Origin of the sequence: Rubrivivax sp. A210, from assembly GCF_904426505.1 — a bacterium.
Classification (GTDB): Bacteria; Pseudomonadota; Gammaproteobacteria; order Burkholderiales; family Burkholderiaceae_C; genus Rubrivivax.
In genome coordinates this window covers 1-22,181 of record NZ_CAJGBN010000018.1, presented here as the reverse complement: position 1 = coordinate 22,181, position 22,181 = coordinate 1, and the positions used below count along the sequence as shown (strand labels likewise).

Below are 22,181 nucleotides of genomic sequence, written 5' to 3'. Positions count from 1 at the left end.
GAGGGTTCAGAACGGCTTGCCGAGGTAGAGGTACACCGCGGTGGTGCCCTGGCTGGCATGGCCGACGCCGAAGTAGGCAACGCCCAGGGGCGTGTCGGATGCCAGGTAGGCCGTGACGGACTGGAACGTCGAGCGATTGTTGTCTGCGACGGTCTGCGGCATGTCGGCCATCTCGTAGGCCAGTCCGGCGTACACGCCTTCGAAGAGCGGAACACTGCCCAGTCGGGCCTGATAGAGCCCGCGGCCATAGACGAACCGGGTGCCCAGCAGTTGCTGCTGCCTGAACCCCGACATGTTGAGGAATCCGCCCAGCCTGAACATTGCATACACGGGCAGCGCGTCGGCTTTGGTCGAACCGCCACCGCGCAGCGCCAGTCGCAGCGTGTGCGCGCCGTACGAGAAGGCCGCGCGCACTTCAGCGTCGTAGCGGGCGTAGTTCTGGCTCGCCCCGAACTGGGTGCGCGATACCTGCGCACTCAACGCCAGCAGATAGCCCGAACGCGCAAAACTCGTGCTGTCCAGCTGGTCCACGCGCAGCGAGGCCTGCATCAGGCCCAGGTCAGCCTCCAGCTGCCTCGGCAGGAACAACTGCCCGCTGCTCAGCTCGAGTCTGCTGTTTCCGCGGTAGACCCCCAACCGCAACTGGCCGTACTGGTTGAAGTTGAGGCCTGCATCCAGCCCCACGCCAGGCGTGCGTTCGCGGTAAAGCGCCGCCAACACGTCGCGGCTGTAGATGTACAGCGGCGTGTCGCTGTAGGCGACACGCGGTTCCACGAACCAACGCTGGCTGGGTGACAGCGGCTGGTAGAAGCGACTGGCCAGCACCACATCGTTGCCCAGCACGACGTCGTTGCGCCATTCGGCGCCGAAACTGTTCAGCCAGGTCGAGCGCAGCTGCCCGTAGAAATTGAACTGCGCGTCCGCCCCCAGGTCGGACGAGAGTGACAGCCCCAGGCGCAGGTACTGCGGTCCCCAGCCTTTTTCTGTGACGTTGACCACCAGCGTCTGCGTGCCGCCGCTGTCCCGCAGTTCGGGCCGCACGCTCTCGAAGTCACCGCTGCCGTAGATGCGCCGCATGTCCAGATCCAGCGCGTCGAGATCCAGCGGCTGGCCGACCTTCGTCTGCATGGTCTGCACGATCGAATCGGCGCTGACGCGTCGTTGGCCGGCGATCTCGACGGCAGCGATCACCGGCAGCGCCGGTGCCTCGCCGCCTTGCTGCTGCCGCCGAAGTTGCGCGTATTCGGGGGCTGGCATGGCCAGCGCTCGCAAGCGCGGCGCGGCCTGCAGCGCCGCGGCCTCGCCGAAGGGCACCGCCTTGACGAGGTTGTCGAAGTCGGCGGCGGAGAAGTCGCCCAGTGCCGGCTCGATGAGCACGTCATGCGGGCGCAATTGCTGCAGCGACACGCGCACGTTCTGCTCGGTCAGGATGCCCAGCGTCTGCATCGACACACCCTGCAGCCCCTGGATCTGATCGGGCCGCAGCAAGGGCGTACCCAGGTTCACCGCAATGATCACGTCGGCACCCATCGCGCGAGCCACGTCGATCGCCAGGTTGCGCACCAAACCGCCGTCGATGAGCAGACGGTCGCCCACCTTCAGCGGCGCGATCAACCCCGGCACCGCCATGCTGGCGCGCATCGCCGTGGGCAACAGACCCCGGTCGAAAACCACCATCTGCCCGTCGCCCAGGCTGGTGGCCACCGCGCGAAAGGGTATCGGCAGCTGATCGAATCGGCGCGCATCGCGCACCTTGACCAGTCGGCGCAGCTCCCCTTCCAGGGCCACGCCGTTGACCAGGCCCGTGGGCAGCGACAGCCTGCCGTCGTTCAGTCCCAGCTCGGGCGTGGCCAGCGGCAGGTTGTCGTCGGCCTTGATGCGCATCGGCTGGTCCGCGCGCGGCGGCTTGTCGTTGAACAGCCGCTCGCTGGTGATCTGGGCCATCTCCGCCAGCATCTCGTCTGTTCCCATGCCAGACGCATAGGACGCGCCGACGATCGCGCCCATGCTGGTGCCGGCGATGCAATGCACGGGCACGCGGAGCTGCTCAAGCACCTTGAGCACGCCGACATGCGCCGCGCCGCGCGCGCCGCCGCCGGACAGCACCAGGCAGATGCGCGGGCGCGACGGGGCCGATGGCGCCGCACCGGCTTCATGGTTGCGTGCATCGGCCGCCAGCGCCTGCAAGGGCAGGACCAGCACCTGTATCGCGAAGGCCAGCGCGAGGCGTCGCCCAACGGTGTCCTTCATCGCGCTCACGGTGCCGGCGCCCAGGTCACGATGCCGCCGTCGGCCATCAAGCTCAGGTGCAGGTGGCCAGCTTCGATCACGTAGCTGCGCACGTAGGGCCAACTGCTGCTCAGGCGAGGGGCCAGCGAATCGGGTGGGCACATCGCGCGTGTGGTGGCCAACGGTCCCAACAGCAATGAGCCGGCAGCGCGATGGGGCCTGCCCGGGGCAGCAGGCTGGGCCTGCCAGGTGGCCGAGCCCCGGTTGCAGTCCAGGCGCACGGCGACGTGGCCGTCGGCTCCGAACTCAAGCGTGTAGTGCGCAGGGTCGGGAGGGCACACCGTGCCTTGCGCATCGTCCATCGACTGGATGGCGACGAGTTGCCAGCGTGTCCCGGCCAAGGGCGCTGGTGGGGGATCAACCGCAGCGCAGCCGACCAGGCCGGCGGAGATCAAGGCGATCGAGATCGAACCGGTGGGCACCATGGCTTCGCGTGACGGCCCGTCAGACTTTTCCAACCAGGCCCGCGCCGAGCAGGCCGCCGCCGAACAGCAGCCAGTCATTGATGATGTGCGCCCCCGTGGACACCCAGATGTTCTTCGTCAGGATCCAGCCCAGGGTCAGCACCATGCGCGCTGTGCCGATGACGACGATGCACTGGATCAGGTTCCAGTCATAGGTCGGCAGGTGGATGAGGCCGAAGAGCAGGGACGACACCAGCCAGGCGCCCACGACCGCGCCCTTGCGTCCGACACCGAACCGGCTCGACAGCAAGGTCATCACGGCAAGGAAGGGCAGCAGGGTGACCACTTCTTCGCCGAACAATTGCGGGATGGTCTTGGCGAAGAAGGCGATGCGCCCCGCAGTGTCCATGCCACTCAACTGCGCGTTGGCCGCGTTGGACGTGACGTCAGTCAGGGCGTAGACGATGGTGCCCACGCTCATGGTGACGACGATGTTCAGCAACGCGAAGCCGAACATCAGCCGAAGCTCGCGCCCGCCGACCTTGCCGAAGAGGGCTTTCCAATGACCCGGCGCAACCTGCGCCAGCGCCACCATCGGAATCAGCGGGAACAGAACGGCCGGGATCATGGCCCCCAGCGGGCCTGCGGGCCAGGGAATGGGCGCCACCAGCACGGCAAAGCCGACGGCCACCGCCGTCAGGACGAACAGCCACTGCCACGCTGACAGGCCCACCGGCGCGCCGTTGTAGAAGGGAAAGTCGCGGCCCGGGTCTTCCAGCCAGCGCAGCCGCTCGGCTGGCGCCGGGGCGCGTGGGGTGTCCAGGGTCATGGCGCTTGTCCTTCTGTGGGGATGGGCTGGATCACTTCAGCAGCGCCAGGCAATCGTCGGCGCTGAGGGGGATGAGGTATTGGCGGAAGCGCGAGGAGTCCCGCTCGTAACGGCCCTCGCCCAGGTACACGGTGTTGGCCAGGCCCAGGCGTGCCATGTCGGCCAGCGAGAAGCCCCAGCCGATCTGTCCGGCATAGCCCGGGCGCTTTTCCAGCACATCGCCGACCGCACAGACAGCGAAGGCGTCGTTGAGTCCCAAGCTGGCGTAGAACTCGGCCTCGTCCTTCTGGGTCACCGCGAACGAGCGCAGGGCCTCCTGGACGAAGGCGGCGCGCGGCCCGGGCGCGGCGTCCGCCGGCGGGATCTTGGCCAACTGGTCTGTCACGCTGACGCCCGTGCGCGCGGCCAGCACCTCGAACTGCCGCTCGTTGCCATGCCAGCCAACGAAGGCGTCAGCTCGGATCACGCGCGCCCGGCCGGCGGGGAAGACGTAGTCGGCGCAAGACGAGAAGCAGATGACGTCGACCTCGACCACCAGGGCCCTGTCCCGCACCCAGCGGCCGACATGGCGGCCTTCGACCGTATCGCCCCCGCCGGAGCTGATGACCAGGCGCGTGAGCTGGCCGCGGCTGACGCCGGCCACCGCGGCGTCGAAAGCCGCGGAGCTGGCCTTCGACAGATTGCCGGTGTAGTAGACCGTGTCGCCCTGAACGCGGACGACGGCGGGGTCGGCCCTGGCGCGCTCGATCTCCGGTGGCCTGGGTGTCGACGCTGGGTCGGTGCGCGCGGCCCAGGCGGCCGCCATCAGGCACGCTGCCAGCACCGCGGCGACGGGCCCGTGCAGACCCTGCAGCCAGCCTCGCGTCACCAGATCACGACCCGCTGCTTGGGATCGCGCCACATCGGGTCGCCCGGCTGGATGCCGAAAGCTTCGTGGAAGGCATCCAGGTGCAGCAGCGGCGCCACGGCGCGCACCGACGCGATGGCGTGCACATCGATCGACACCAGGAAGCGCAGCCGCTCAGAGCGTGCCTTGAAGGCCCACATCTGCGTCCAGGCCACGAAGCAACGCTGATCGGCGCTGAGACCGTCCACCGTGGGCGCCGGGTTCTTCGCGAGATAGCGCCGCAGCGCCGCGTGGGCCAGCGTGATGCCGCCCAGGTCGGCGGTGTTCTCGGTCACGGTCATGGCGCCGTTGTGCATCAGGCCGGGCAGGATCTCGTAACGGTTGTACTGGTCGACCAGCACGTCGGTGCGCTGCTTGAAGCGGCGGTCGGCGTCGGCCGACCACCAGTTGCGCAGGTTGCCCTGCGGGTCGTACTGGCGCCCCAGGCTGTCGAAGCCGTGGGTGATCTCGTGGCCGATCACCGCGCCGATGGCGCAGTAGTTCGACGCGACATCCGCCCCCGGCTTGTAGAACGGCGGCTGCAGGATCGCGGCCGTGATGTCGATGGTGTTGGTGGTGAAGTTGTAGGCCGAGTTGACCGAGATCGGCGTCGTCTTGGTGGCCACCGCGAAGCGGTTGCCGAGTACGGGCTTGCCGATCTGGCCGATGTCGCGCTGGAAGGCGAAGCGCGTGGCGCGCTGCACGTTGCCGAAGTGATCGTCGGGGCGGATCTCCAGCGTGCTGAAGTCGACCCAGCGCCCCGGGTAGCCCACCTGGATGTCGATCTTGCCCAGCTTCTCGAGCGCCGCCTTGCGGGTGGCGTCGTCCAGCCAGGTGTTGCTGCGCAAGCGGCTGGCGAACTCGTCCTTGATGTGACCGACCATCTCGGTGATCTCGCGACGGGTGGCCTCCGGGAAGTTGGCCTGCACATACAACTGCGACAAGGGGTGGTACAGCTGGGCCCCGATCTGCTGCGTGACCACGCGCTCGCGCGCCGGCGACGTCTTCAGGCCCTGGCGCAGGCGCGAGAACTCTTCCTCCAGCGTGCTGTAGGGTCGCCCCAGCACCGATGCGCGGCTGGCCAGTACTGTCCAGCGCAGCAGCAGCTTCACGTCTTCGGCCGGCCGCTCGGTGAGCAGCCGCTGCAGCGCCTTCATGGCCTGGATGTCGACGACCTGCACACGGGCCGGCGCCGCGATGCCCTGCGCCTTCAGGAAAGCGCGCAGGTCCAGCGCCGGCACCAGCGCTTGCGCCTGCGCCAACGTCATCATGTTGTAGGTGTTGGCCGGCTCGCGCATCTGAAGCGGCGTCATCATGGCGGCGGCCATCCTGGCCTCCAGCGCCAGGATGCGGGCCGCGTGGTTGCCGGCCGCATCGACCGAATCGCCGGAGCCGTTCAGCAGCGCCACCATGTACTGGCGGTAGATCTCCCGCAGGCGCTGGGCTTCGGGCTTGGCGTACTCGTCCTGCTCCAGCATTTGTGCCCCAGGGACCAGCACCAGCACGTAGGTGCTGCTGTCCTTGGCATCGGGCATCGCGAAGGCGTTGATCAGCGGCGACCCGCCGTAGCCGTCCTGCAGCAGGCCGGAAAGTGTGCCGAACTCGGCCGGTGTGCCGCGTGCAGCAGCGACGCGCTGCAGCTCGGCGGCCAAGGGCTGCAGGCCCCGGGCGTCGCGCCGCGCATCGTCCATCGCCGCCTTGTAGTAGTCGCCCACTTGCTGCTGCGGGCTGCCCTTCGGCGCCCCGTTGGCCGCAGCCGCCTGTTGGATCAAGGTCAGCAGTTGCCGGTCCAGCTCATGGGCCAGGAGCGTGAAGCCGCCCACGTCGGGATCGCTGGGTGCGATCTCGGTGTTCCTGAGCCAGTTGCCGGCGGCGTAACGGTAGAAGTCCTGGCGCGGGTCGACCGACCTGTCCATGTTCTGCGGCGAATAGCCCAGAGACGGCACGTCGGGAACGAAGGTCCCGGACCAGGCTTGCTGGCCAACAGCACCCAGGAGAAACAGCGCCAATGCCAGGGGGAGTCGTTTCACGTGTCTTCGCTTCCGTGGTTGAAGTTGCCCGGTCGTCCAGCCCTGTCGGACCCGCACTGAGGCCAACGGCGACGCCTGCTGTGCCGTCCTTGGAGTCGTCCCGCAAGGCCAAGGCGACATTCGGCCGGCCCGCGACGCTAGCCGGCAGATTGCTGGATGGCTATCCCAATTCCGAACAACGATGGCTTCTCCGAGCATCGACCGCAAGCCGAGGACGCGCACGCGCAGATCCGCCCGTGCCGTCTCCGACCAGGCTCAAGCCCTTCGCTTGGCCGCCGCCAGCGTCTGCGACGGCGACTCGCCGATCGCCTGGCGATAGGACACCGAGAAGCGGCCCAGGTGGGGAAAGCCGAAGCGCAATCCGGCCTCGGTCACCGTCGCTGCATGCGAGGCGTCGGCCAGCCATTGATGGGCTGCCAGCAGTCGACGCTCGGCGACGAAACGCATCGGAGAAATCCCGCGCCGGTACAGGAAAGACTTCTGCAGGCAGCGCTCGCCGACACCGGCGACCTGGCACAGGGCCCCCATGGTGATCGGCTCGCCGAGGTGGGCATCGATCCAGGCCTCCAGGTTCCGTGCGCGCTCCAATGCAAGTTCACCAGGGCGTCGGGTCACGGCGTCGCGCAGCACGAGGTCGACCATGCGCTCGATGAATCGCCCTTCTGCCGAGGCCTGTTGCCGATCGTCGCTGCCAGGCTCGGTGGCCAGGACCAATTCCGAGGCGGCAGCCAGCAGCCCCCTGCGCTCGCCGGTGGCCAACTCTGGCATGGCCATGCGCCTGAGGTTCCGATGGACCTCATCGGGTCTTCGAGCCTGCAACTCGCCCATCAGCGCGTGCGCGTCGACTTCCGCCGCGAACAGGGCACCAGGCGGGCTGATGCGCGTGAACGCCCACCCGGGCGGGATCAGCACCGCCGTGTTCGGCCCGCTGTGGGCAGAAGTCCGCAGTCCGCTGCGCAGCACCGTTCCCGGCGGCAAGGCCAGATGAAGCACCCAGCCATGCACGTGGCCGCGAACAACCTGCGACACCGCTGACTCGGATCCGCCCAGATTCGTGTGGTGCGCGCTGACCTGGTACATGGCGTAGCCCAGCGGCCGGTCCCCGTGCACCACGCGCGAGTGCGGGCCATCCTTGTTGCCGATGAGGGCCCGGACTTCCCCCAGGTCGTCAGAGCGGAACTGACGTGACCAGTGCGGCGCCGCGTTGGCTGTGAACATGAGATCCGTTGGCATCTACCTGGCACCCCGCCGCAGCGTCTGGCGCGGCGCTATTTCGCCTTGCAATTCAGGTCCTGGGTCTTGCCCGTGTCCGTGTCCAGGCGGCTGAGCGCCAACACCTCGCCCTGCTGCACCACGCTGACGTTCTGCCCTTCGTACTTTCCGGCAGCGGCGTCGCCCACCCGCCACAGCGTCGTGCTGCGGTCACCGCGCTCCAGCCTGAGCGTCGCGGGGTCGGTGTCGAAGAAGTTCGCCACCACCTCGTTGGCCGCCTCGTTCTGGCAGGCGTAGGTCACCGTACGGGGTGGCTGCAGCCGCCAGACCGCCTGCAGCTCGGCGCTGCGCAGCCGGTATTGCGCATCGACGCAGCCCCGCACGGTGTTGACGGTCCAGGTGGCTGTGATCCAGGTCTCCTGCCCATTGGCCTTCCAGCAATCGTTGCGGCCCTTGACCCAGCCGCGCTGTTCCTCGCGCAGCCGGCGCGCCATAGGACCCTGGGCCTTGGCCAGTGCCGACTTGTAGACCGCGTCGAGCTTTCGGTCCAGCGACGCCAGCGCTGCGTCGTTGCAGATCAGCTTCTCGACGTCGGCTTGCACCTTGCCGCAGTGGAAGGTGGGACCTTCGGCTCGCGCCGACAGGGGTGCACCGGCAACAAAGGCCATGAAAACCAGAACGGACAGGGTGCTCCGGCTCATCGTTTGCGGCTCCCGCGATGACGTAGGGGCCAATGTAGGACAAAAGCTGACTACAGGACGAGGAGGCCGCGCGACGGCCTCGTCGCCTGCACGCCCTTCAACGACACGCCTTGCCGGTCGCTAGCCTTTGCGCTCGAACACGGCCAATTTGGATGAGGCCGTCCCGACTTCCGCGTACTGCGCGTGCCAGTGCTCCTCGAGCTCGGCAGGCCGGCTGGCCGTCAGCCAGGTCAGCTCCGAGACGGCAAGGATGCCACCCGGCTTCAGGAGCCGGCGCCACTGCCTGACACCGTTCTCGAATCCAAGGTTGTAGATCGCGCCCTCCGACCAAATCGCATCCAGGCTGCCGGGCTCGATGGGCAGCGCGCCCATCGATGCGTTCACGGCTTCGATGCGATCGGCAACACCTGCACGTGCAGCGCGCGATCTCAGTACGTCGAGGAGGTCGGGCAGGAAGTCGACGGCGACGATGTGCACATCGAGGCCCTTGGCGATGAAGCCCAGCACCGGCATGGCGCAGCGCAGCTGACTAGATGCCGACGCGCGCTTCGATCCGGCCCGCACGCACGGCCGCCACCAAGGCCGCATGGTCGCGTTCATTCTGATCGGCGTAGCGAACCGCGAAGTTGGCCATCGCGTCCTCGAAGACCGCGCTGCTGCCCATGTAGGCCGACAGCACGACCGCGTCCCCCGAACGCTTGTGGGCCCGCGCCAGCGCCCAGCCGCAAGACTGCGCATAGTCGATCAGGTTCGCGGGGTTCATCAGTTCGACCATCGGCTTGATCTTGGCATCGCGCAGTTGCCGGACGTAGTAGTGCCGTTGCTGCTGGCGCGTGCCGGTGGTCCAGCCCAGGAAGGCGTCGGCAGCAGCTTGCATCAGCCGCTGCCCGAACACCACCCGTTCGCCATGGTGCTTGAACGGCGCCCGGCCGCAGTAAGGCTCCAGCACCGAGGGGCGTGCCTCCTTGAATTGCAGGAACAGCGGGTCGCCGTTGCCTGAGACGAACAAGGCCACGCCGCAATAGGTGCCCACGCTGCCCACGCCGACCACCTTCATCGCCACGTCGGCGAAGCGGTAGCGCTGCATCAGGATGCGTCGCTCGGGTGCCAGCGACGCCACGTAGTCGGCCACCATCCTCTCGGCAACAGCGTGCATGGCCGCCTGCTGCTGCATGTCGGCGTTGTGGAAGATCAGTGGCGGCTCGTCGCGGATGCGCGGCTGTTCACCCTGCTGACAGGCCAGCTTGGTGAACTCCTTGATGTGGGCGCTTTCCGCCAGCGCCTTGCGGATGCGCTTCTGGTTCAGCCGCTTGAGTTCGTCATCGGTGCCGGCTGCTACCAGCTTGGACAAGTCGATGGTCTCGTAGTAGGCATCGAGCACCGGCATCTCAGCGTAGCGCGTCATGTTCTCGCGGTAGCTGCGCACGGCCTGCCAGGCGGCTTGCCGGCAGTCGGCTGCTTTGGAGCCGTTGGCGCGGCCGGCGATGACGAAGCTCGCGGCCAGACGCCGCAGGTCCCACTCCCAGGGCGCCACCGACGCCTCATCGAAGTCATTGATGTCGAACACCAGTTGGCGCTCGGGCGTGGCGAAGCCGCCGAAATTGACCAGGTGGCAATCACCACAAGCCACCACGTTCATGCCGGTGTTGGCCGTGAAAGACAGGTCGTGCGCCATCACTGCGGCTGCGCCCCGGTAAAAGGCGAACGGGCTAGACATCATTCGGCCGTAGCGTATCGGCACCAGCTCAGGCAGACGCCCGGCCGAGTTAGCGATCAGCAGGTCCACCGGATCCGCCCGTTGCTCAGCGGGCTTCCAGGCCGCGACGTCGCTGCGCGGGCAAGTCTGTCGCAGGGCCTTGCCGGCGGCACGGCGCTCGGCGTGAGGTCGTCCGTGCGACTGTGCCGGCAACTGTGCTGTGACGAGCGCTTCGGTCGTGCGCGACCTGGGTCTCTTTGCCGGAAGACTCACGGTTCCCCCTGGATTGCCGCTGACATGGTGCGGCGTCGCTACATCCGCCAGCGGTCTAAAGCCCCGTCATGGCACGCGGGGATGATAGAGGCTGTGGCCGCCGACCACGACCCAAGCCATGAACGCGAGAAATCGCCTGCGCGCGACGGCGTGTCAATGCCAGTGCCGTTTGCCGTCGGACAGCTTGGGGAGCCCGACGGGCGCGTATAGGGTCGGCCAGCGCCAGTCGGGCGCGCGATCTCACCGCCGGAAAGCTGACCCCCAAGTTGAGCCACCGGACAGCCGACGTCCGCGCTCGGCAATGGTCGACCCATAGCCGTCAATCAGTTCATCGGGTCGACAGCCTCTCAAGGAACAGAAATAACGAACACGGGCTTCATAACGAAAAACTGTAGTTCCTTCATGAACACCGGGTCCGCGCGCGGGCTTGGGATGCTCAGAGCTGACATTGCCCACCGCCGCGCGGGCCAATAACGCTGCATTGAGCGGCAAGATCCGGCGCTCCCACGAGGCTTCGAAGATCGCGCAGTTGACTATCGACAAGACGAAGGTCGAACTGGCCTACCTGCGACGCAGGATGTACGGCCGGTCCTCCCCCGGGTCAAATATGCAGCTTGAGATTCAATGATTTGTTGCCTGATGGGTTGTGTTCAAAACTTGGCTTTGGCATTTGGATCTATTGCATTGCAGTCGCCAGTAAAATCTCCCGCTCCACCGCTCAATGACAGTTTGCCGGTCATGCGATCAATGCGAAATTTGGGCTGACTGAGAAAGTTGATGTGCACGACGCCGGTGATTTCCTTGTCGTTCATTCCCAGATTTTCGATGGGGTACCACCCGTCAGTGTCACCACTCATCAAGGCCGGAATCATCGGGTCCGGAACACGCATGCGTGCCGTGCCCGTCTTGATTTCAATTACACCGGTACCGGAGAACGGGCGGCGCGTCGGTGTCGTGGCAACGCCCGTCTGGTTGTGCCCCGCTTTACCGGACTGATACTGGTTGACCGTTGTCGTTTGCGTAGCTGTTACGGAGCCCTTACCGTCACAAGATAGCGACAGGTCGTTGGCACCGGCCATAAGTGGCAAGCAAAAGGACAGGCTCAGGGCGACGTTCTTGAACATATTCACCTCTTCCCAAAATAAACAGTGACTCTGAATTGCCAAACTAACTATTTCATCGCGGCCCAAACTATTGCATCCTGGAACAAGGTTTGGAGCGAAGGTCCTTAACGTAATACAGCATATTGTTCCCAACTTGTACGCATCGGAGCCAGCGATCAGCCTCGCCCCTTCACGTTAGCCGCAGGCTTGCTCGATGGCTATCCAGATTCCGAACAAGACCCAGTGCGTCGACGGTGCGTCCTGATGCGTTTGGTGGCCGCGACGAGCCAAAGCGGACTTCAAGTTGGCCGCCGTAAACCAGTCATCCAAGTCGGGCCAGCGGGGGAAACTCTGAGCGGATCACCAAGGGCCGGTTGTGGCCGGGCCCCGGTGGCCACGAACGACTGCTTCGTAGACGCAGAACCCGAGAGAGTTCGGTCCGAGCGTCGGGCAGCTTTGGAGAAGCCTGACGGGCGGGTTTGGGTCGCCAAGAGAACTTCGAGGCAGCGAGTGGCCTGCCCGGAAGCTGTCCGCCAGCCCATCTTCCGGCCAGGCCCAAGGAAAGCAGGAACTGGGCGTCCGACTCCCGTCGAATGCCCTGCAAAGCCTGACCTGCTGTCGGTGCCGACACTGGATTGAGCCACTTGGGCAGCGTCTGCCAGCTATCGAGTGAGCCAGGTCCTTCGCCGTTCCCGGCGCGGCAGTACTGACCATGGAACGTTCGCAGGTAGCTCATCGGGTCGCCGGCGCCGTGACTCACTTTGAGGTCGGCGCGCAAAGGCGATCACTGGGGCAGCGCCCTTTCCCAGGGCACCTTTGCCGGCACGCGCTGGCTCCCTTTCACACCAAGCAGGCCCTGCGCGCCAGACTGCTCCCCCCAGAACCACAACGCGCCGTCCTTCGTCCGGGCAAACGAGAAGTTGCCTCCAAGCCAGTAAGCCTCGACCTCCGGGAGTTTGATCGGCTTGGGCGTGGGCTGGTGGTCCCCGGAGATGCCGGCGCCGAGTTGCCCCCAGTCGCTGTTGCCCCAGCCGATCAGCGTGCCGTTTCGCCGGCGGACGATCAAGTGGCGGCCGTAACTCCCAGCCTTGACTTCGATCGCGTCACTGATGCCCTTGACCGGTCGCGGAGCCGGCTGTCCGGGGTCGCCGGTGTCACCGTGTAGTCCGTTGCCGAGGCCGGCCTGCCCGTTGTGCCCCCAGGACCACGCCTTTCCATCGCGCGTGACAGCGACGGCCGCGCCGGCCACCGTCGCGATCGACACAACTTCCTTCAGTGTCGGCAGTTCCGTGGGCCGCTGCGGCTCCCGCGTCTGGTGCCCGAGCCCCAGCTGCCCGCGGTCGTTGACCCCCCAGCTGAATACCCGGCCGTCCCTGGTCAGTGCGAAGCCAAGCGAAGGGCTGCCGGCCACGCGGGCTACGTTCTCAAGGCCCGCCAGCGGCAGCGGCTGCGTCACCCCGGGGTGCACCTCGCGGCCTCCGGTCAGGAACGCCGGGAGCGCGCCCCAGGCGCGCACGCTGCCGTCGGCCATGAGGGCCATCACCGTGTTGCCGTTGGCCACGATCTGTGAGACACCCTGCAGGTTCGGGATCACTTCCGGGGTGTGCCGCTCGATCGCGCCTTTCAGGTCAACTCCCAGGGTTCCGGAGTAGCCGCGCCCCCACGCCCAGACCGTGCCGTCGTCGAGCAGCGCGAAGGAGGTGTCCTCACCGGCGGCGACCTGCACCGCCTTGGCGGGTAGGGGGACGCGCTCGGCCGGAAAGAAACGACGGATCGCCTTGGGCCGGCCCAACTGCCCGGAACGGTTCTCGCCGAGCGCCACCAGGGTGCCGTCCGTGAGAAGCAGGAGCACGTGGGCAGATGCGGCGACCTCCACCACCATCGGCGCGGCTTGTGCGCGCGCCGGGAGTGCCGTGCCTGCGAAGGCGAGCGCAAGGGCCAAACCGAGCGTCAGCCGTCTATTCACGGACAACCACCTTCTGCCCCTTCGCCTGCCGCCACCCGCATGGAGGTCCGAGCGACAGTGCCGGGCATCTTGGAAGCGCGGCGGCGGCTGCTTCGTCGCGGGCCTGGCGTCGGATTCCTGAGGCCTGCAGCTCTGCGGCGGATGACCCAAAAGTGCAATCTGAATGCCCACGCACGGTCGGTCCAGTGTAAAGCCGCCTCTTCCAGCAACAAGGGCAGTTCTCCCAAGTCAAGGCGGCGGCGACATTGCCACGGGATAACCGTGCCGGCTGATCGCATCGACCCGCCACATCTTCAGTTGCGCGAAGGCTGGGTTGCCTGCAGCAAGGTCGATCACCCGCATCTCCAGAGCATGTGCTCCAGCGGCGTCCTCCCGTCCCGCAAACCAGCGGCTGCCCTGCCGCCCAAACCCAAGCGCCTCCAGCCCTGCCTGTGCAACCTGTTCACTATCGGGGATCACGCACTCGACCGTAACCCGCGCCGACTCCACGATTAGCCTGTGAAAGCCCGTCTCCGACGACTGCGGCAGCGGCAGCGGCTGGGTCAGGATTCTCACCAGCGCGTGGCAGTCGCCCTCTGGCGTCTTGTCGGTGGGCCCCATCGAGTAGATTTTCAGCAGCATGTCGATCGAGGGATGCGGGACGCCCTGGCCTACCTGCCAGTCGATGTCGGCCAGGGAACATGCCCAGCGCAGCGTTGAAAGCGCAGGCAAGAGCGGCTCCAGGAACGGCCGCTTGAAGGCGGCGTTATGTGCGACGACGAGGTCCGTCTGCGCCAGCAGCGCATCGATCTTCGACCGATCGATGCGGCGGCCTGCCAAGCTGCGAGGGGGAATCTGCGTGAGAGTCTGCGCCGCCTCCGTGTACACCTTGGGCTCCTGCCACTCGAAGGCGGAACCCACCACGCCGAGCATCCGCCCCCGGTGCCGGTCCACTCGTACGCACAAGATGCCAAGTCCGATCACCTCGTCAGCTTCAGTATCGAGCCCGGTGGTTTCGCTATCGACCACGGCGACGTGGACCGTTCCGTCCGGCCTCGTGATCCAGCCCTCATCGAACGCCATCGCTGCCTCCCGTCTGAGCTGCTGAAGGTAGCCGCACACGCGACAGGACACGTCGCATGCCGAAGCCTTGGAATTCCTCGCTCCTGCGATCGGGTTCGTCGCATCGCCCTGAAGATTGGCACTTCCGTCACCCCAGAGGGTTGCGCGCCCTCCGCAATGACCACGCCCCAGAGACGTTGGCGCCGATAGTGTCCTCAAGGAGCCAGGTCAGGGCGTCGTCCAAAACAGGTTCCAGGCACGCGCGATTGGCGCCGAAGGCGGACACATCAGCATGTCGGTCGGCTGGCTCACGATCTAACCGCGCGCCGTTCCTCCCTCGGGCTGGCTGCGACGCATGACGTCGCAGCCAGCGGCATGCTCTCGGCACTGGGCCCGGCTCCGACCCGCAAATCGGGACACATCAGAGCCTCGGGACCACATCAGCAGATCGCCGCCTGCAGACTGGAGCACAAGATGGCCAAGCACAACCCCGGTGACATCCTCACCTCCGATTGGAACCCCGTCGTCGGCTGCCAGCGCTACTCAGCGGGCTGCCGCGACTGCTGGTGGCTCGACGGCATCATGCCGTGGCAGATACGCCTCGGGAACCTGCCAAAGATCGTCGTGGAGGGCCAGCCCACGGACGTGGAGGCACGCTTCGACCCCGCCAAACTGCGCCCCAAGAAGGGGATCGTCGGCGTCGTTCAGCACGGCGACCTCTTCTGGGACAAGGTTCCCGACGCGACCATCGACCGCGTGCTGGACATCGTCGACGAGGTCGCCGCCGAGCGTGAGGCCAGGAACCGGCGGCGCCAGGAGGGCCGCCCGCTGGACACGACGAAGTACGTGCTGTGGAGCAAGCGGGCCGAACGCATGGCCGACACCATGGCGCGGCGCTACCCGAAGGGTGTGCCCGCCCACCTGGCCTGCGGGGTGTCGATCGAGAACCAGGCACTGGCCGACGAACGCCTGCCGCACCTGCTGCGCATGCAGGGCCGGCGTTTCGTGATGATCGAGCCCATGCTCGGCCCCATCGATCTGGCTGCCTATGCCGCCGTCGACTGGGTCGTGCTCGGCTCGGAGACCGGCACCGACCGCGCACGCCCGATGGATTTGGACTGGGCCCGCACGGTCCGCGACTTCGCCGTGGCACGCTTTATACCGTTCTTCGTGAAGCAGGTCGGGCCCAGCCACAAGAGCCCCGTCCGCACCCTGGACGGCAGGACCTGGGACGAGTTTCCGGATGGATTCGTCAAGTGAGCGCCCCGGAAGTCACGGCCAGATGCCGCACGATCCGCAGACAATGATCAAGCCATGCCCGCACAGCCTAAGCACGAAACGCTGTCACGCCTGCTCGAACTTCTGAAGGCACTTCCTCATCAGCGCTGGGCAACCCCGGGCGAGCTTCGGGAGTCGCTGGCTGACCGCGGCTACGAGATCGATCTGCGGTCGGTGCAGCGGGATCTGAGAGACCTGCAGAAGAGCTTCCCGCTGGACCACAACGACAAGGGCAAGCCCCACGGCTGGCGCTGGTCGTCCGAAGCGGCCGGCGGCATCGCGGCCATGAGCACGCCCGAGGCGCTGATGATCGTGCTGGTGCAGCAACACCTGCAGGCAGCGCTGCCGGCGTCGATGCTCGAGGGCTTCGAGATGCTCTTTGCGCGGGCGCGCCAGCGCCTGGATCGGCTGGGCCCGCGAGCAGGCGCCTCGCGTTGGCCCGGCAAGGTCAAGGCCGTGCCTCCCGGCCTGCCGACCTCGCCACCAGCGGCCCCTCCAGAAGTGCAGAAGGCGCTGGCCGAAGCGCTGCTTTCCGACCGGCAGATCGATGCCCTCTACGGCCCGGGAGCCAAGGGTACGCCACGGCGCTACCGGTTGCATCCGCTGGGCCTCGTCCTTCGCGGTGGCACCAACTACCTGGCCGCGACCCGAGGGGGTGCCACGTATGCAAGCCTGTACGCTATTCACCGCTTCCGCCAGGTCGAGGTGCTGCTGGATCCGGTCTCCTTCCCGCCCGGACTTGATCTCGAGGCCGCGTTGAAGCGGGGGCGCGGGCAGTTCGGGATTGCCTCGGCCGGCGCGGGACAGATCACGCTGTTGATCGCATGCGAAGCCGCGACGGCCGACTTGCTCGAGGAGTCGCCCCTGGCGGCAGACCAGCAGTTAAAGCCGATGCCGGACGGCCGAATCGAGGTCCGCGCCACCGTGGCTGACTCCTGGGAACTGCGCTGGTGGATCCTGGGGCGCGGTGCTGCCGTCGAGGTGCTGGCGCCCGTTGGCCTCCGGCGCGAGCTCGCCCAGAAGCATCGCGAAGCGGCCAGCCGCTACGCGCCACAGTGAGCGACCGACTGGCCAGCAAGCCCTCAGTACACGCTCGATCGGTACAAGCCGTGACACACCTGCTGTTCCTGGATTTCGATGGCGTGCTTCACCCGGCCAGTGCCCGGCAGGACGAACTCTTCTGCCGAGTGGATCTGCTCGAGGAAGCACTGGCAGGCGCAGAGTACGGTCTGGTCATCTCGTCCAGTTGGCGTCACCACTACTCGCTGCATGAACTGGTGGATCTGCTGCCGGCGGCCATGCACCCGAACGTTCTGGGCGTCACAGGCGAGCCCTTCATGGGCCGGTGGCCACGCTACCGGGAGATCCTGGCCTTCGTCGAACGCCTCGGGGAGCCTTGCACCTGGCGCGCCCTCGATGACTCGTGGATCGAGTTTCCGGCCAAGTGCCCAGAACTGGTTGCATGTGATTCGAACCTCGGTATGCAACGCCCACAGGTGGCCACCATCCGTCGATGGCTGCGTAGCTGAGACGATCCGCAAAGATTGACGGACAGCCCGGCCACCAAGTAGCAGCCCGGACAGACGGCGTAGCCCGTCGGGAAGCTGCGCCATCAACACGCGTCGAGACGCGCACGCAACCCGGCGAATCAGTCTTCCTTGTTGAACACGATGGGATCGCCAACGGTAGTCGTGAGCTCGTGAAACATCACCTGGTCGACGAGCAGGCGCGGAGTTGAAAAAGGGAAGCCACAGAACAGGAGCTCAGCCAGCTTGGCGAGGTTGTCGGTGGTCACTTCATCGGGGGACCACATCTCGAAATGGACAGAGAACTTCTTCATGATGGGCTTTCAGGGGATATAGAAAGACGACTCAGGCTCCAGTCTCGGGCCGCGTGCGACGCGACGTGTCGCTGAGCGACGCGGCACCCCGGTCAATGAGCGGCATGCGGCATCTGGCAAGTCCAGCCGGCGCCAGCAGAGGTGTCGATAGATGGCGCCGGCTCGCAGACGACGCATTTCGTCGCTTCGGCAATCAGACTGGCCGGCATGACTTCAAGATCGCCCCTTCGCCACCTTTCCCTGTTCCGGCTTCAGTGCTATCTGAAGCTGGCTTGCCTCTACACAAAGCTCCTGCTGGTGAACCTGCACCTCGTCTGGATCGTGTACCAGGCCCGGCGGTGCATCCGCAAGAGCGAGCTGCGGTCCTGAGCGTTGGGCAATACATCTTGCTTCAGCGGTAGCGTCAACTGTCGGCCCTCCGCTGGCAGGCCGAGCTTGCTGGCAAGAGCTACACCAGCGGGACGCGGCTCACGGTCTGGATGAACGTCCCCGGTGAGGCCACGGCATCGGGCAGAAGCCCGGCCTTCGTCAGGCTGCAAAACAGGGCGACCGACCTGGCTTGGCAGTTCAGTGACCGCTCGGGGTTGAACTCGATGTCGGTGAAGCCTTGGTATGCCAAAACCTGAGGCCCCAGCTCGGGGACACGCTGCAGCGCGCTCAGGTAGAGCCAGTCGTAGAAGGCCGTCAACGGCTCCAGAGGCCAAGCATAGTCCTCGAACTCAAAGCGAATGAGGGCTCCACTGTCCTTGAGGCGTGGGTCAGTCTTGGCCTGCCTCGGGTCGGCCCGCAGCAGATCCACGAACGGGCCGCCGCCCGAGAAAACCTTGGAGCCCTGGAAAGCCGACTCCACGCTCGTCAGACTGCCGTCACGCAGCGCCACCTGCAGGTTGAAGGCGCTGAGCCGGCGCCCGAGCTCATCCCCGGACTTGGACGACACCTCCAGCAGCCTCTGCACACCCAACCGCGCCCGAGCCGCGCCATGCAGCGAGGCGATGGACTTCTGCTTCTGGCAGACGGAAAGCCCGGCATGCCAGGTGAAATCCACCGGCACCTCTCGCGTGTAAGCCCGAGCCGTTGCGATGGGCAGGAACACCGGTCTTGTCGCCATGAAAGTCCTTGAATGAGCTTGAGCCACTTCGCCCGCCCGGGCGTCGCGGTGGTGGGACAGCTTGGGCTTCGGGAGACGGCGAGTCTCGTCCGCGGTGCGACACGATGCGTCGCTGACGGAAGCGCCGCCTGCGACACGTTCCGTCGCCACGCTGCGGATCATCTCCAGGCCCAATCAAAAGGAGCCCGCACCATGGCAAGCAAGAACGTCAACGCCGCCGCCAACACCGACCCGGCCTACCTGCCCGTGGTGCGCCTCATCATCCTGCGCGCGCTGCTGCGCTGCAACGGCGTGGCCGCGTTCGTCGACTACGATGACTACAGTGATGGCCGGGTAGCCCGAGTGCTCGGCTGCACCCAAGCTGCGAACCGCAGTTTCTGCAAGCGCTCGGCGCTGCGCACGCTGCAGCGCAAGCTGGCCGGGCTGGAGAGGGATGGCGTCGCCCTCCCCACCGACACGGTGATCGCACACAACATCCGCCTGCTGGGCGACCGCCTGGGCCTGCAGGCGGCCGATCGCGACATCCTGCACCTAGCAGTGGTGGGTGCTGCCTGGCCAGAGATCGACCTGGGGCTGGATCTGTCGGGCAACCTCACGCACGGCGGCGTGTGTCAGTTGCTGGGCGACTGCCTGGGGCACCCGATCGAGGACATCCGCGCCGCGCTGGACGACCGGGCGCCACTGGCGCGCTCCGCCATCCTGGTGATCGACCGCTCAAGGTCCTATAGCTTCTCGTCCAAGCTCGAGATGATGGAGGGCCTGTCCGAAGAGCTGATGCTCCAGCGTGACGAGCTTCTGGACCTGTTCGGCAGCAGCGTGCTGCGCTCGCCGCCGCCGAATCTGCAACTGGACGACTACGCCCACCTCTCGGAGGATGTCGCCATCCTGCGCCAGTATCTGCAGACCGCCTGCAGCCAGCGGCAGCACGGTGTGAATGTCCTGATCTACGGCCGGCCCGGCACCGGCAAGACGGAACTGGTGCGGGCGATGGTGCACGCCATGGGCCGGCAGCTGATGGAAAGTAATAGTCCGACCAGCACCGTCATTGCGCCGCGATCGACGCCGCTGCAGCATCTGACCTGATGGAGTGGGCCCAGGCGATGGTGTCCACCAACAGGAGATGGTGGGCACCATGGAGAGTGGAGCAAGGATCGGTGAGCCGGCGCGCCGACAGCATGATCGGTCGTTCAAGGCGGGCCTGGTCGAGCAAAGCTTGCAGCCTGGCGCGTCCGTCGCCGTCATCGCTCGGAGCAACGGCATCAACGCGAACCTGCTGTTCAAGTGGCGGCGCGATCACAAGGGCAAGACGATCGCCGCCTCGAAGCCGACGGCGGCGCCACCGACGGTCTTGCTGCCGGTTCATGTCGAACCGGTGGCCAGGGCCGGCGCGAGTTCGGCGCTGGAGCCGCTGCCGACCACTGCGGTGGGGCCGGGCAGCCGAGCAGCCACACGCGGCGGCGTCATCGAGCTCGAATTCGCCGGCGCCCAACTTCGGTTGCGCGGCGCAGTCGATGAAGCGGCCCTGTGCAGCGTCTTGCGCGCGCTGCGCCGAAGCGAATGATCGGCCCGCGCGCCGGAACCCGGGTGTGGCTTGCCGCCGGTGTGACGGACATGCGCTGCGGCATCGACTCGCTGGCGGCCAAGGTCCAGACGGTGCTGACCGAGGATCCGTTCGGTGGCCACGTCTTCGCCTTCCGAGGCCGCAGGGGTGACCTGTTGAAGTTGCTGTGGAGCGATGGCGACGGCATGTGCATGTTGACCAAGCGCCTTGAGCGAGGCCGCTTCGTCTGGCCGCAGGCCAACAGCGGGAGCGTCTCGCTGAGCACCGCGCAACTCTCGATGCTGCTCGAAGGGATCGACTGGCGGCACCCCGAGCGCACTTGGCAGCCACGCACGGCGGTGTAGTCGAGCGAGCAAATGGGTTGACGGGACAAGTCCCGTTGCGAGGGATGATCATGACCGGCAAAGTCATGGTCATGACGTTGACGGAACTCTTGGCCAACAACGCTGCGCTGAGCGGCGAGGTCAAGCGCTCGCACGAGGCCTTGAAGATCGCGCAGCTGACCATCGACAAGATGAAGGTCGAGTTGACCTACCTGCGCCGCATGAAATACGGACGCTCCAGCGAGAAGCTCGAACACGCGCAGCTTGATCTCGTTGGTGGCCAGGTCGCAGCGCCCGCGATTGCGCCGACTGCCGACGGTGGCACCGACGACGGATTGAAGTCCAACGTGACGTCGCTCGACGCCGAGCGCAAGAAGCGCGAACCCAAGACCAGACCAGGGCTGCGTGATCTGCCGGCACACCTGCCGCGACGCACGGTCGTTCACACGCCGCAAGGCGATTGTGGCTGCGCGGCCTGTGGTGGCGGCTTGCGGGAGATCGGTCAGGACGTCTCGGAGGTGTTGGACTACGAGCCGGGCACCTTCCACGTGGTGCGCCACGTGCGCCCGCGACTGGCCTGCGCCGGCTGCCACACGATCACGCAGGCGCTGGCGCCAAGCCGGCCGATGGACCGCTGTATGGCCGGCGCCGGTCTGCTCACGCACATGGCGGTGAGCAAGTTCGCCGATCATGTGCCGCTGTACCGGCTGTGCCAGATCTACGGCCGCGACGGCGTCGAGATGAGCCGCTCGACCATCACCGACATGATGGGCAATTGCGCCCTGATGCTGACGCCGCTGGCCGATGCGTTGGGGCGCTACGTACTGAAGGCCGGCAAGGTCCACGGTGACGACACGCCGATCCGTGCGCTGGGTGGCAAGGGCAAGACGGCGCGTACGGCACGGTTGTGGGTGTACGTGCGCGATGACCGCGCGAGCGCCGACAAGGCGCCGCCGGCGGTGTGGTTCCAATACTCGCCCGATCGCCAGGGCGAGCACCCGCAGCGGCACTTGAAGAACTTCAGTGGCATCCTGCAGGCCGATGCGTTCGCCGGGTACGACAAGCTCTACACGAACGGTCGGATCCTTGAAGCTGGATGCTGGAGCCACGCGCGCCGCAAGTTCTGGGACATCCATGTGCGGCAGAAGCGCCAGCCCGGGACGCTGGCACACCAGGCCCTGGTGCGGATCGGCGAGTTGTTCAGGATCGAGGCGCAAGTCAACGGCCGATCGGCGCTGCGACGACGACGAATGCGCCAGGCGCGTTCAGTGCCGGTGCTGACGGAATTGAAGTCCTGGCTGAGCGAGACCTTGGCGCAGGTGTCGGCGAAATCGCCGATGGCGTTGGCGATCGGCTATAGCTTGAGCCACTGGACGGCGCTGACGAACTACGCCCGTGACGGGCGCATCGACGCCCACAACAATGCGGCCGAGCGTGCCCTGCGCGGCGTAGCCATCGGACGCAAGAACTACTTGCACGTCGGATCGGACGCGGGCGGCCACACGGCAGCGGTGATGTACACGCTGCTGGGCACGGCCAAGCTCAACGGGATCAACCCGCAGCGCTACCTGCGCCACGTCCTTGAGCGCATCGGCGAGCATCCGAGCAACCGCATCGACGAGTTGCTGCCGTGGGCGGTTG

22 protein-coding genes are annotated in these 22,181 nt (G+C 66.4%); 8 read left to right on the top strand and 14 right to left on the bottom strand.

Translation table 11 applies throughout. The features are described from left to right. Nucleotides 1-6: 6 nt before the first annotated feature. The 9 genes from JMV16_RS13090 to JMV16_RS13050 all read right to left on the bottom strand — a co-directional run bounded on the left by JMV16_RS13090 (nt 7) and on the right by JMV16_RS13050 (nt 10,137). Nucleotides 7-2,250, bottom strand: coding sequence for a patatin-like phospholipase family protein (locus JMV16_RS13090; RefSeq protein WP_201494729.1), 2,244 nt, complete (start codon nt 2,248-2,250; stop codon nt 7-9). A gap of 5 nt (nt 2,251-2,255) precedes the next feature. Continuing rightward, on the bottom strand, nt 2,256-2,630 hold the full coding sequence (locus JMV16_RS13085; RefSeq protein ID WP_201494728.1) for an META domain-containing protein: 375 nt from the start codon (nt 2,628-2,630) through the stop codon (nt 2,256-2,258). Between the two features lie 103 nt (nt 2,631-2,733). Further along, nucleotides 2,734-3,522: a CPBP family intramembrane glutamic endopeptidase gene (locus tag JMV16_RS13080; protein WP_201494727.1), complete on the bottom strand. Its 789-nt coding sequence runs from the start codon at nt 3,520-3,522 to the stop codon at nt 2,734-2,736. 31 nt (nt 3,523-3,553) lie between these two features. Then, nucleotides 3,554-4,390: a hypothetical protein gene (locus JMV16_RS13075; RefSeq protein ID WP_201494726.1), complete on the bottom strand. Its 837-nt coding sequence runs from the start codon at nt 4,388-4,390 to the stop codon at nt 3,554-3,556. After that, nucleotides 4,387-6,438 (bottom strand): M13 family metallopeptidase, encoded by a 2,052-nt coding sequence (locus tag JMV16_RS13070; RefSeq protein ID WP_201494725.1) that lies wholly within the window; start codon nt 6,436-6,438, stop codon nt 4,387-4,389. Before JMV16_RS13070 ends, JMV16_RS13075 begins: the two co-directional genes overlap by 4 nt. A gap of 255 nt (nt 6,439-6,693) precedes the next feature. Further along, the gene (locus tag JMV16_RS13065) at nt 6,694-7,656 is read right to left on the bottom strand and encodes a helix-turn-helix transcriptional regulator (RefSeq protein ID WP_201494724.1); all 963 of its coding nucleotides are present in this window, start codon (nt 7,654-7,656) and stop codon (nt 6,694-6,696) included. 50 nt (nt 7,657-7,706) lie between these two features. Then, a complete protein-coding gene (locus JMV16_RS13060) occupies nt 7,707-8,351 on the bottom strand; it encodes a lysozyme inhibitor LprI family protein (RefSeq protein ID WP_201494723.1) in 645 nt (214 codons plus the stop codon). A 120-nt stretch (nt 8,352-8,471) separates the two neighbouring features. Then, on the bottom strand, nt 8,472-8,864 hold the full coding sequence (locus tag JMV16_RS13055; protein WP_201494722.1) for a class I SAM-dependent methyltransferase: 393 nt from the start codon (nt 8,862-8,864) through the stop codon (nt 8,472-8,474). A gap of 16 nt (nt 8,865-8,880) precedes the next feature. Next, nucleotides 8,881-10,137 (bottom strand): DUF2252 domain-containing protein, encoded by a 1,257-nt coding sequence (locus JMV16_RS13050; RefSeq protein WP_236580504.1) that lies wholly within the window; start codon nt 10,135-10,137, stop codon nt 8,881-8,883. Nucleotides 10,138-10,801: 664 nt separating this feature from the next. Between JMV16_RS13050 and JMV16_RS13045 the strand changes: the two genes are divergently transcribed. Continuing rightward, nucleotides 10,802-10,948, top strand: coding sequence for a hypothetical protein (locus tag JMV16_RS13045; protein ID WP_201494721.1), 147 nt, complete (start codon nt 10,802-10,804; stop codon nt 10,946-10,948). A gap of 22 nt (nt 10,949-10,970) precedes the next feature. Here the strand turns inward: JMV16_RS13045 and JMV16_RS13040 are convergent, their stop codons facing one another. The 3 genes from JMV16_RS13040 to JMV16_RS13030 form a co-directional block, all read right to left on the bottom strand. Continuing rightward, a complete protein-coding gene (locus tag JMV16_RS13040; RefSeq protein WP_201494720.1) occupies nt 10,971-11,444 on the bottom strand; it encodes a hypothetical protein in 474 nt (157 codons plus the stop codon). A gap of 763 nt (nt 11,445-12,207) precedes the next feature. Further along, nucleotides 12,208-13,389, bottom strand: coding sequence for an RCC1 domain-containing protein (locus JMV16_RS13035; protein ID WP_201494719.1), 1,182 nt, complete (start codon nt 13,387-13,389; stop codon nt 12,208-12,210). Between the two features lie 228 nt (nt 13,390-13,617). Then, nucleotides 13,618-14,451: a hypothetical protein gene (locus tag JMV16_RS13030; RefSeq protein WP_201494718.1), complete on the bottom strand. Its 834-nt coding sequence runs from the start codon at nt 14,449-14,451 to the stop codon at nt 13,618-13,620. Nucleotides 14,452-14,904: 453 nt separating this feature from the next. On the opposite strand from JMV16_RS13030, the gene JMV16_RS13025 reads away from it, so the two are divergent. The 3 genes from JMV16_RS13025 to JMV16_RS13015 are packed head-to-tail and all read left to right on the top strand — an operon-like array spanning nt 14,905 to nt 17,237. Further along, nucleotides 14,905-15,690, top strand: a complete 786-nt coding sequence (locus tag JMV16_RS13025; protein ID WP_201494717.1) for a DUF5131 family protein — start codon at nt 14,905-14,907, stop codon at nt 15,688-15,690. Between the two features lie 54 nt (nt 15,691-15,744). After that, nucleotides 15,745-16,767 (top strand): helix-turn-helix transcriptional regulator, encoded by a 1,023-nt coding sequence (locus JMV16_RS13020; RefSeq protein ID WP_201494716.1) that lies wholly within the window; start codon nt 15,745-15,747, stop codon nt 16,765-16,767. A 50-nt stretch (nt 16,768-16,817) separates the two neighbouring features. Beyond that, the gene (locus JMV16_RS13015; RefSeq protein WP_201494715.1) at nt 16,818-17,237 is read left to right on the top strand and encodes an HAD domain-containing protein; all 420 of its coding nucleotides are present in this window, start codon (nt 16,818-16,820) and stop codon (nt 17,235-17,237) included. Nucleotides 17,238-17,356: 119 nt separating this feature from the next. Here JMV16_RS13015 and JMV16_RS13010 read toward each other — a convergent pair whose 3' ends face one another. Then, a complete protein-coding gene (locus JMV16_RS13010) occupies nt 17,357-17,548 on the bottom strand; it encodes a hypothetical protein (RefSeq protein WP_201494714.1) in 192 nt (63 codons plus the stop codon). A 448-nt stretch (nt 17,549-17,996) separates the two neighbouring features. Then, nucleotides 17,997-18,641 (bottom strand): DUF6977 family protein, encoded by a 645-nt coding sequence (locus tag JMV16_RS13005; RefSeq protein ID WP_201494713.1) that lies wholly within the window; start codon nt 18,639-18,641, stop codon nt 17,997-17,999. A 207-nt stretch (nt 18,642-18,848) separates the two neighbouring features. Between JMV16_RS13005 and JMV16_RS13000 the strand changes: the two genes are divergently transcribed. The 4 genes from JMV16_RS13000 to tnpC form a co-directional block, all read left to right on the top strand. Continuing rightward, on the top strand, nt 18,849-19,739 hold the full coding sequence (locus JMV16_RS13000) for an AAA family ATPase (protein WP_236580503.1): 891 nt from the start codon (nt 18,849-18,851) through the stop codon (nt 19,737-19,739). Between the two features lie 49 nt (nt 19,740-19,788). Further along, the gene (tnpA, locus tag JMV16_RS12995; protein ID WP_236580507.1) at nt 19,789-20,217 is read left to right on the top strand and encodes an IS66-like element accessory protein TnpA; all 429 of its coding nucleotides are present in this window, start codon (nt 19,789-19,791) and stop codon (nt 20,215-20,217) included. Beyond that, complete coding sequence (gene tnpB / locus JMV16_RS12990) at nt 20,214-20,561, top strand: IS66 family insertion sequence element accessory protein TnpB (RefSeq protein WP_201494710.1); 348 nt, start codon at nt 20,214-20,216, stop codon at nt 20,559-20,561. Before tnpA ends, tnpB begins: the two co-directional genes overlap by 4 nt. 65 nt (nt 20,562-20,626) lie before the next feature. Then, the coding region (tnpC, locus tag JMV16_RS12985; protein WP_201494750.1) for an IS66 family transposase at nt 20,627-22,181 on the top strand (1,555 nt) is incomplete at its 3' end.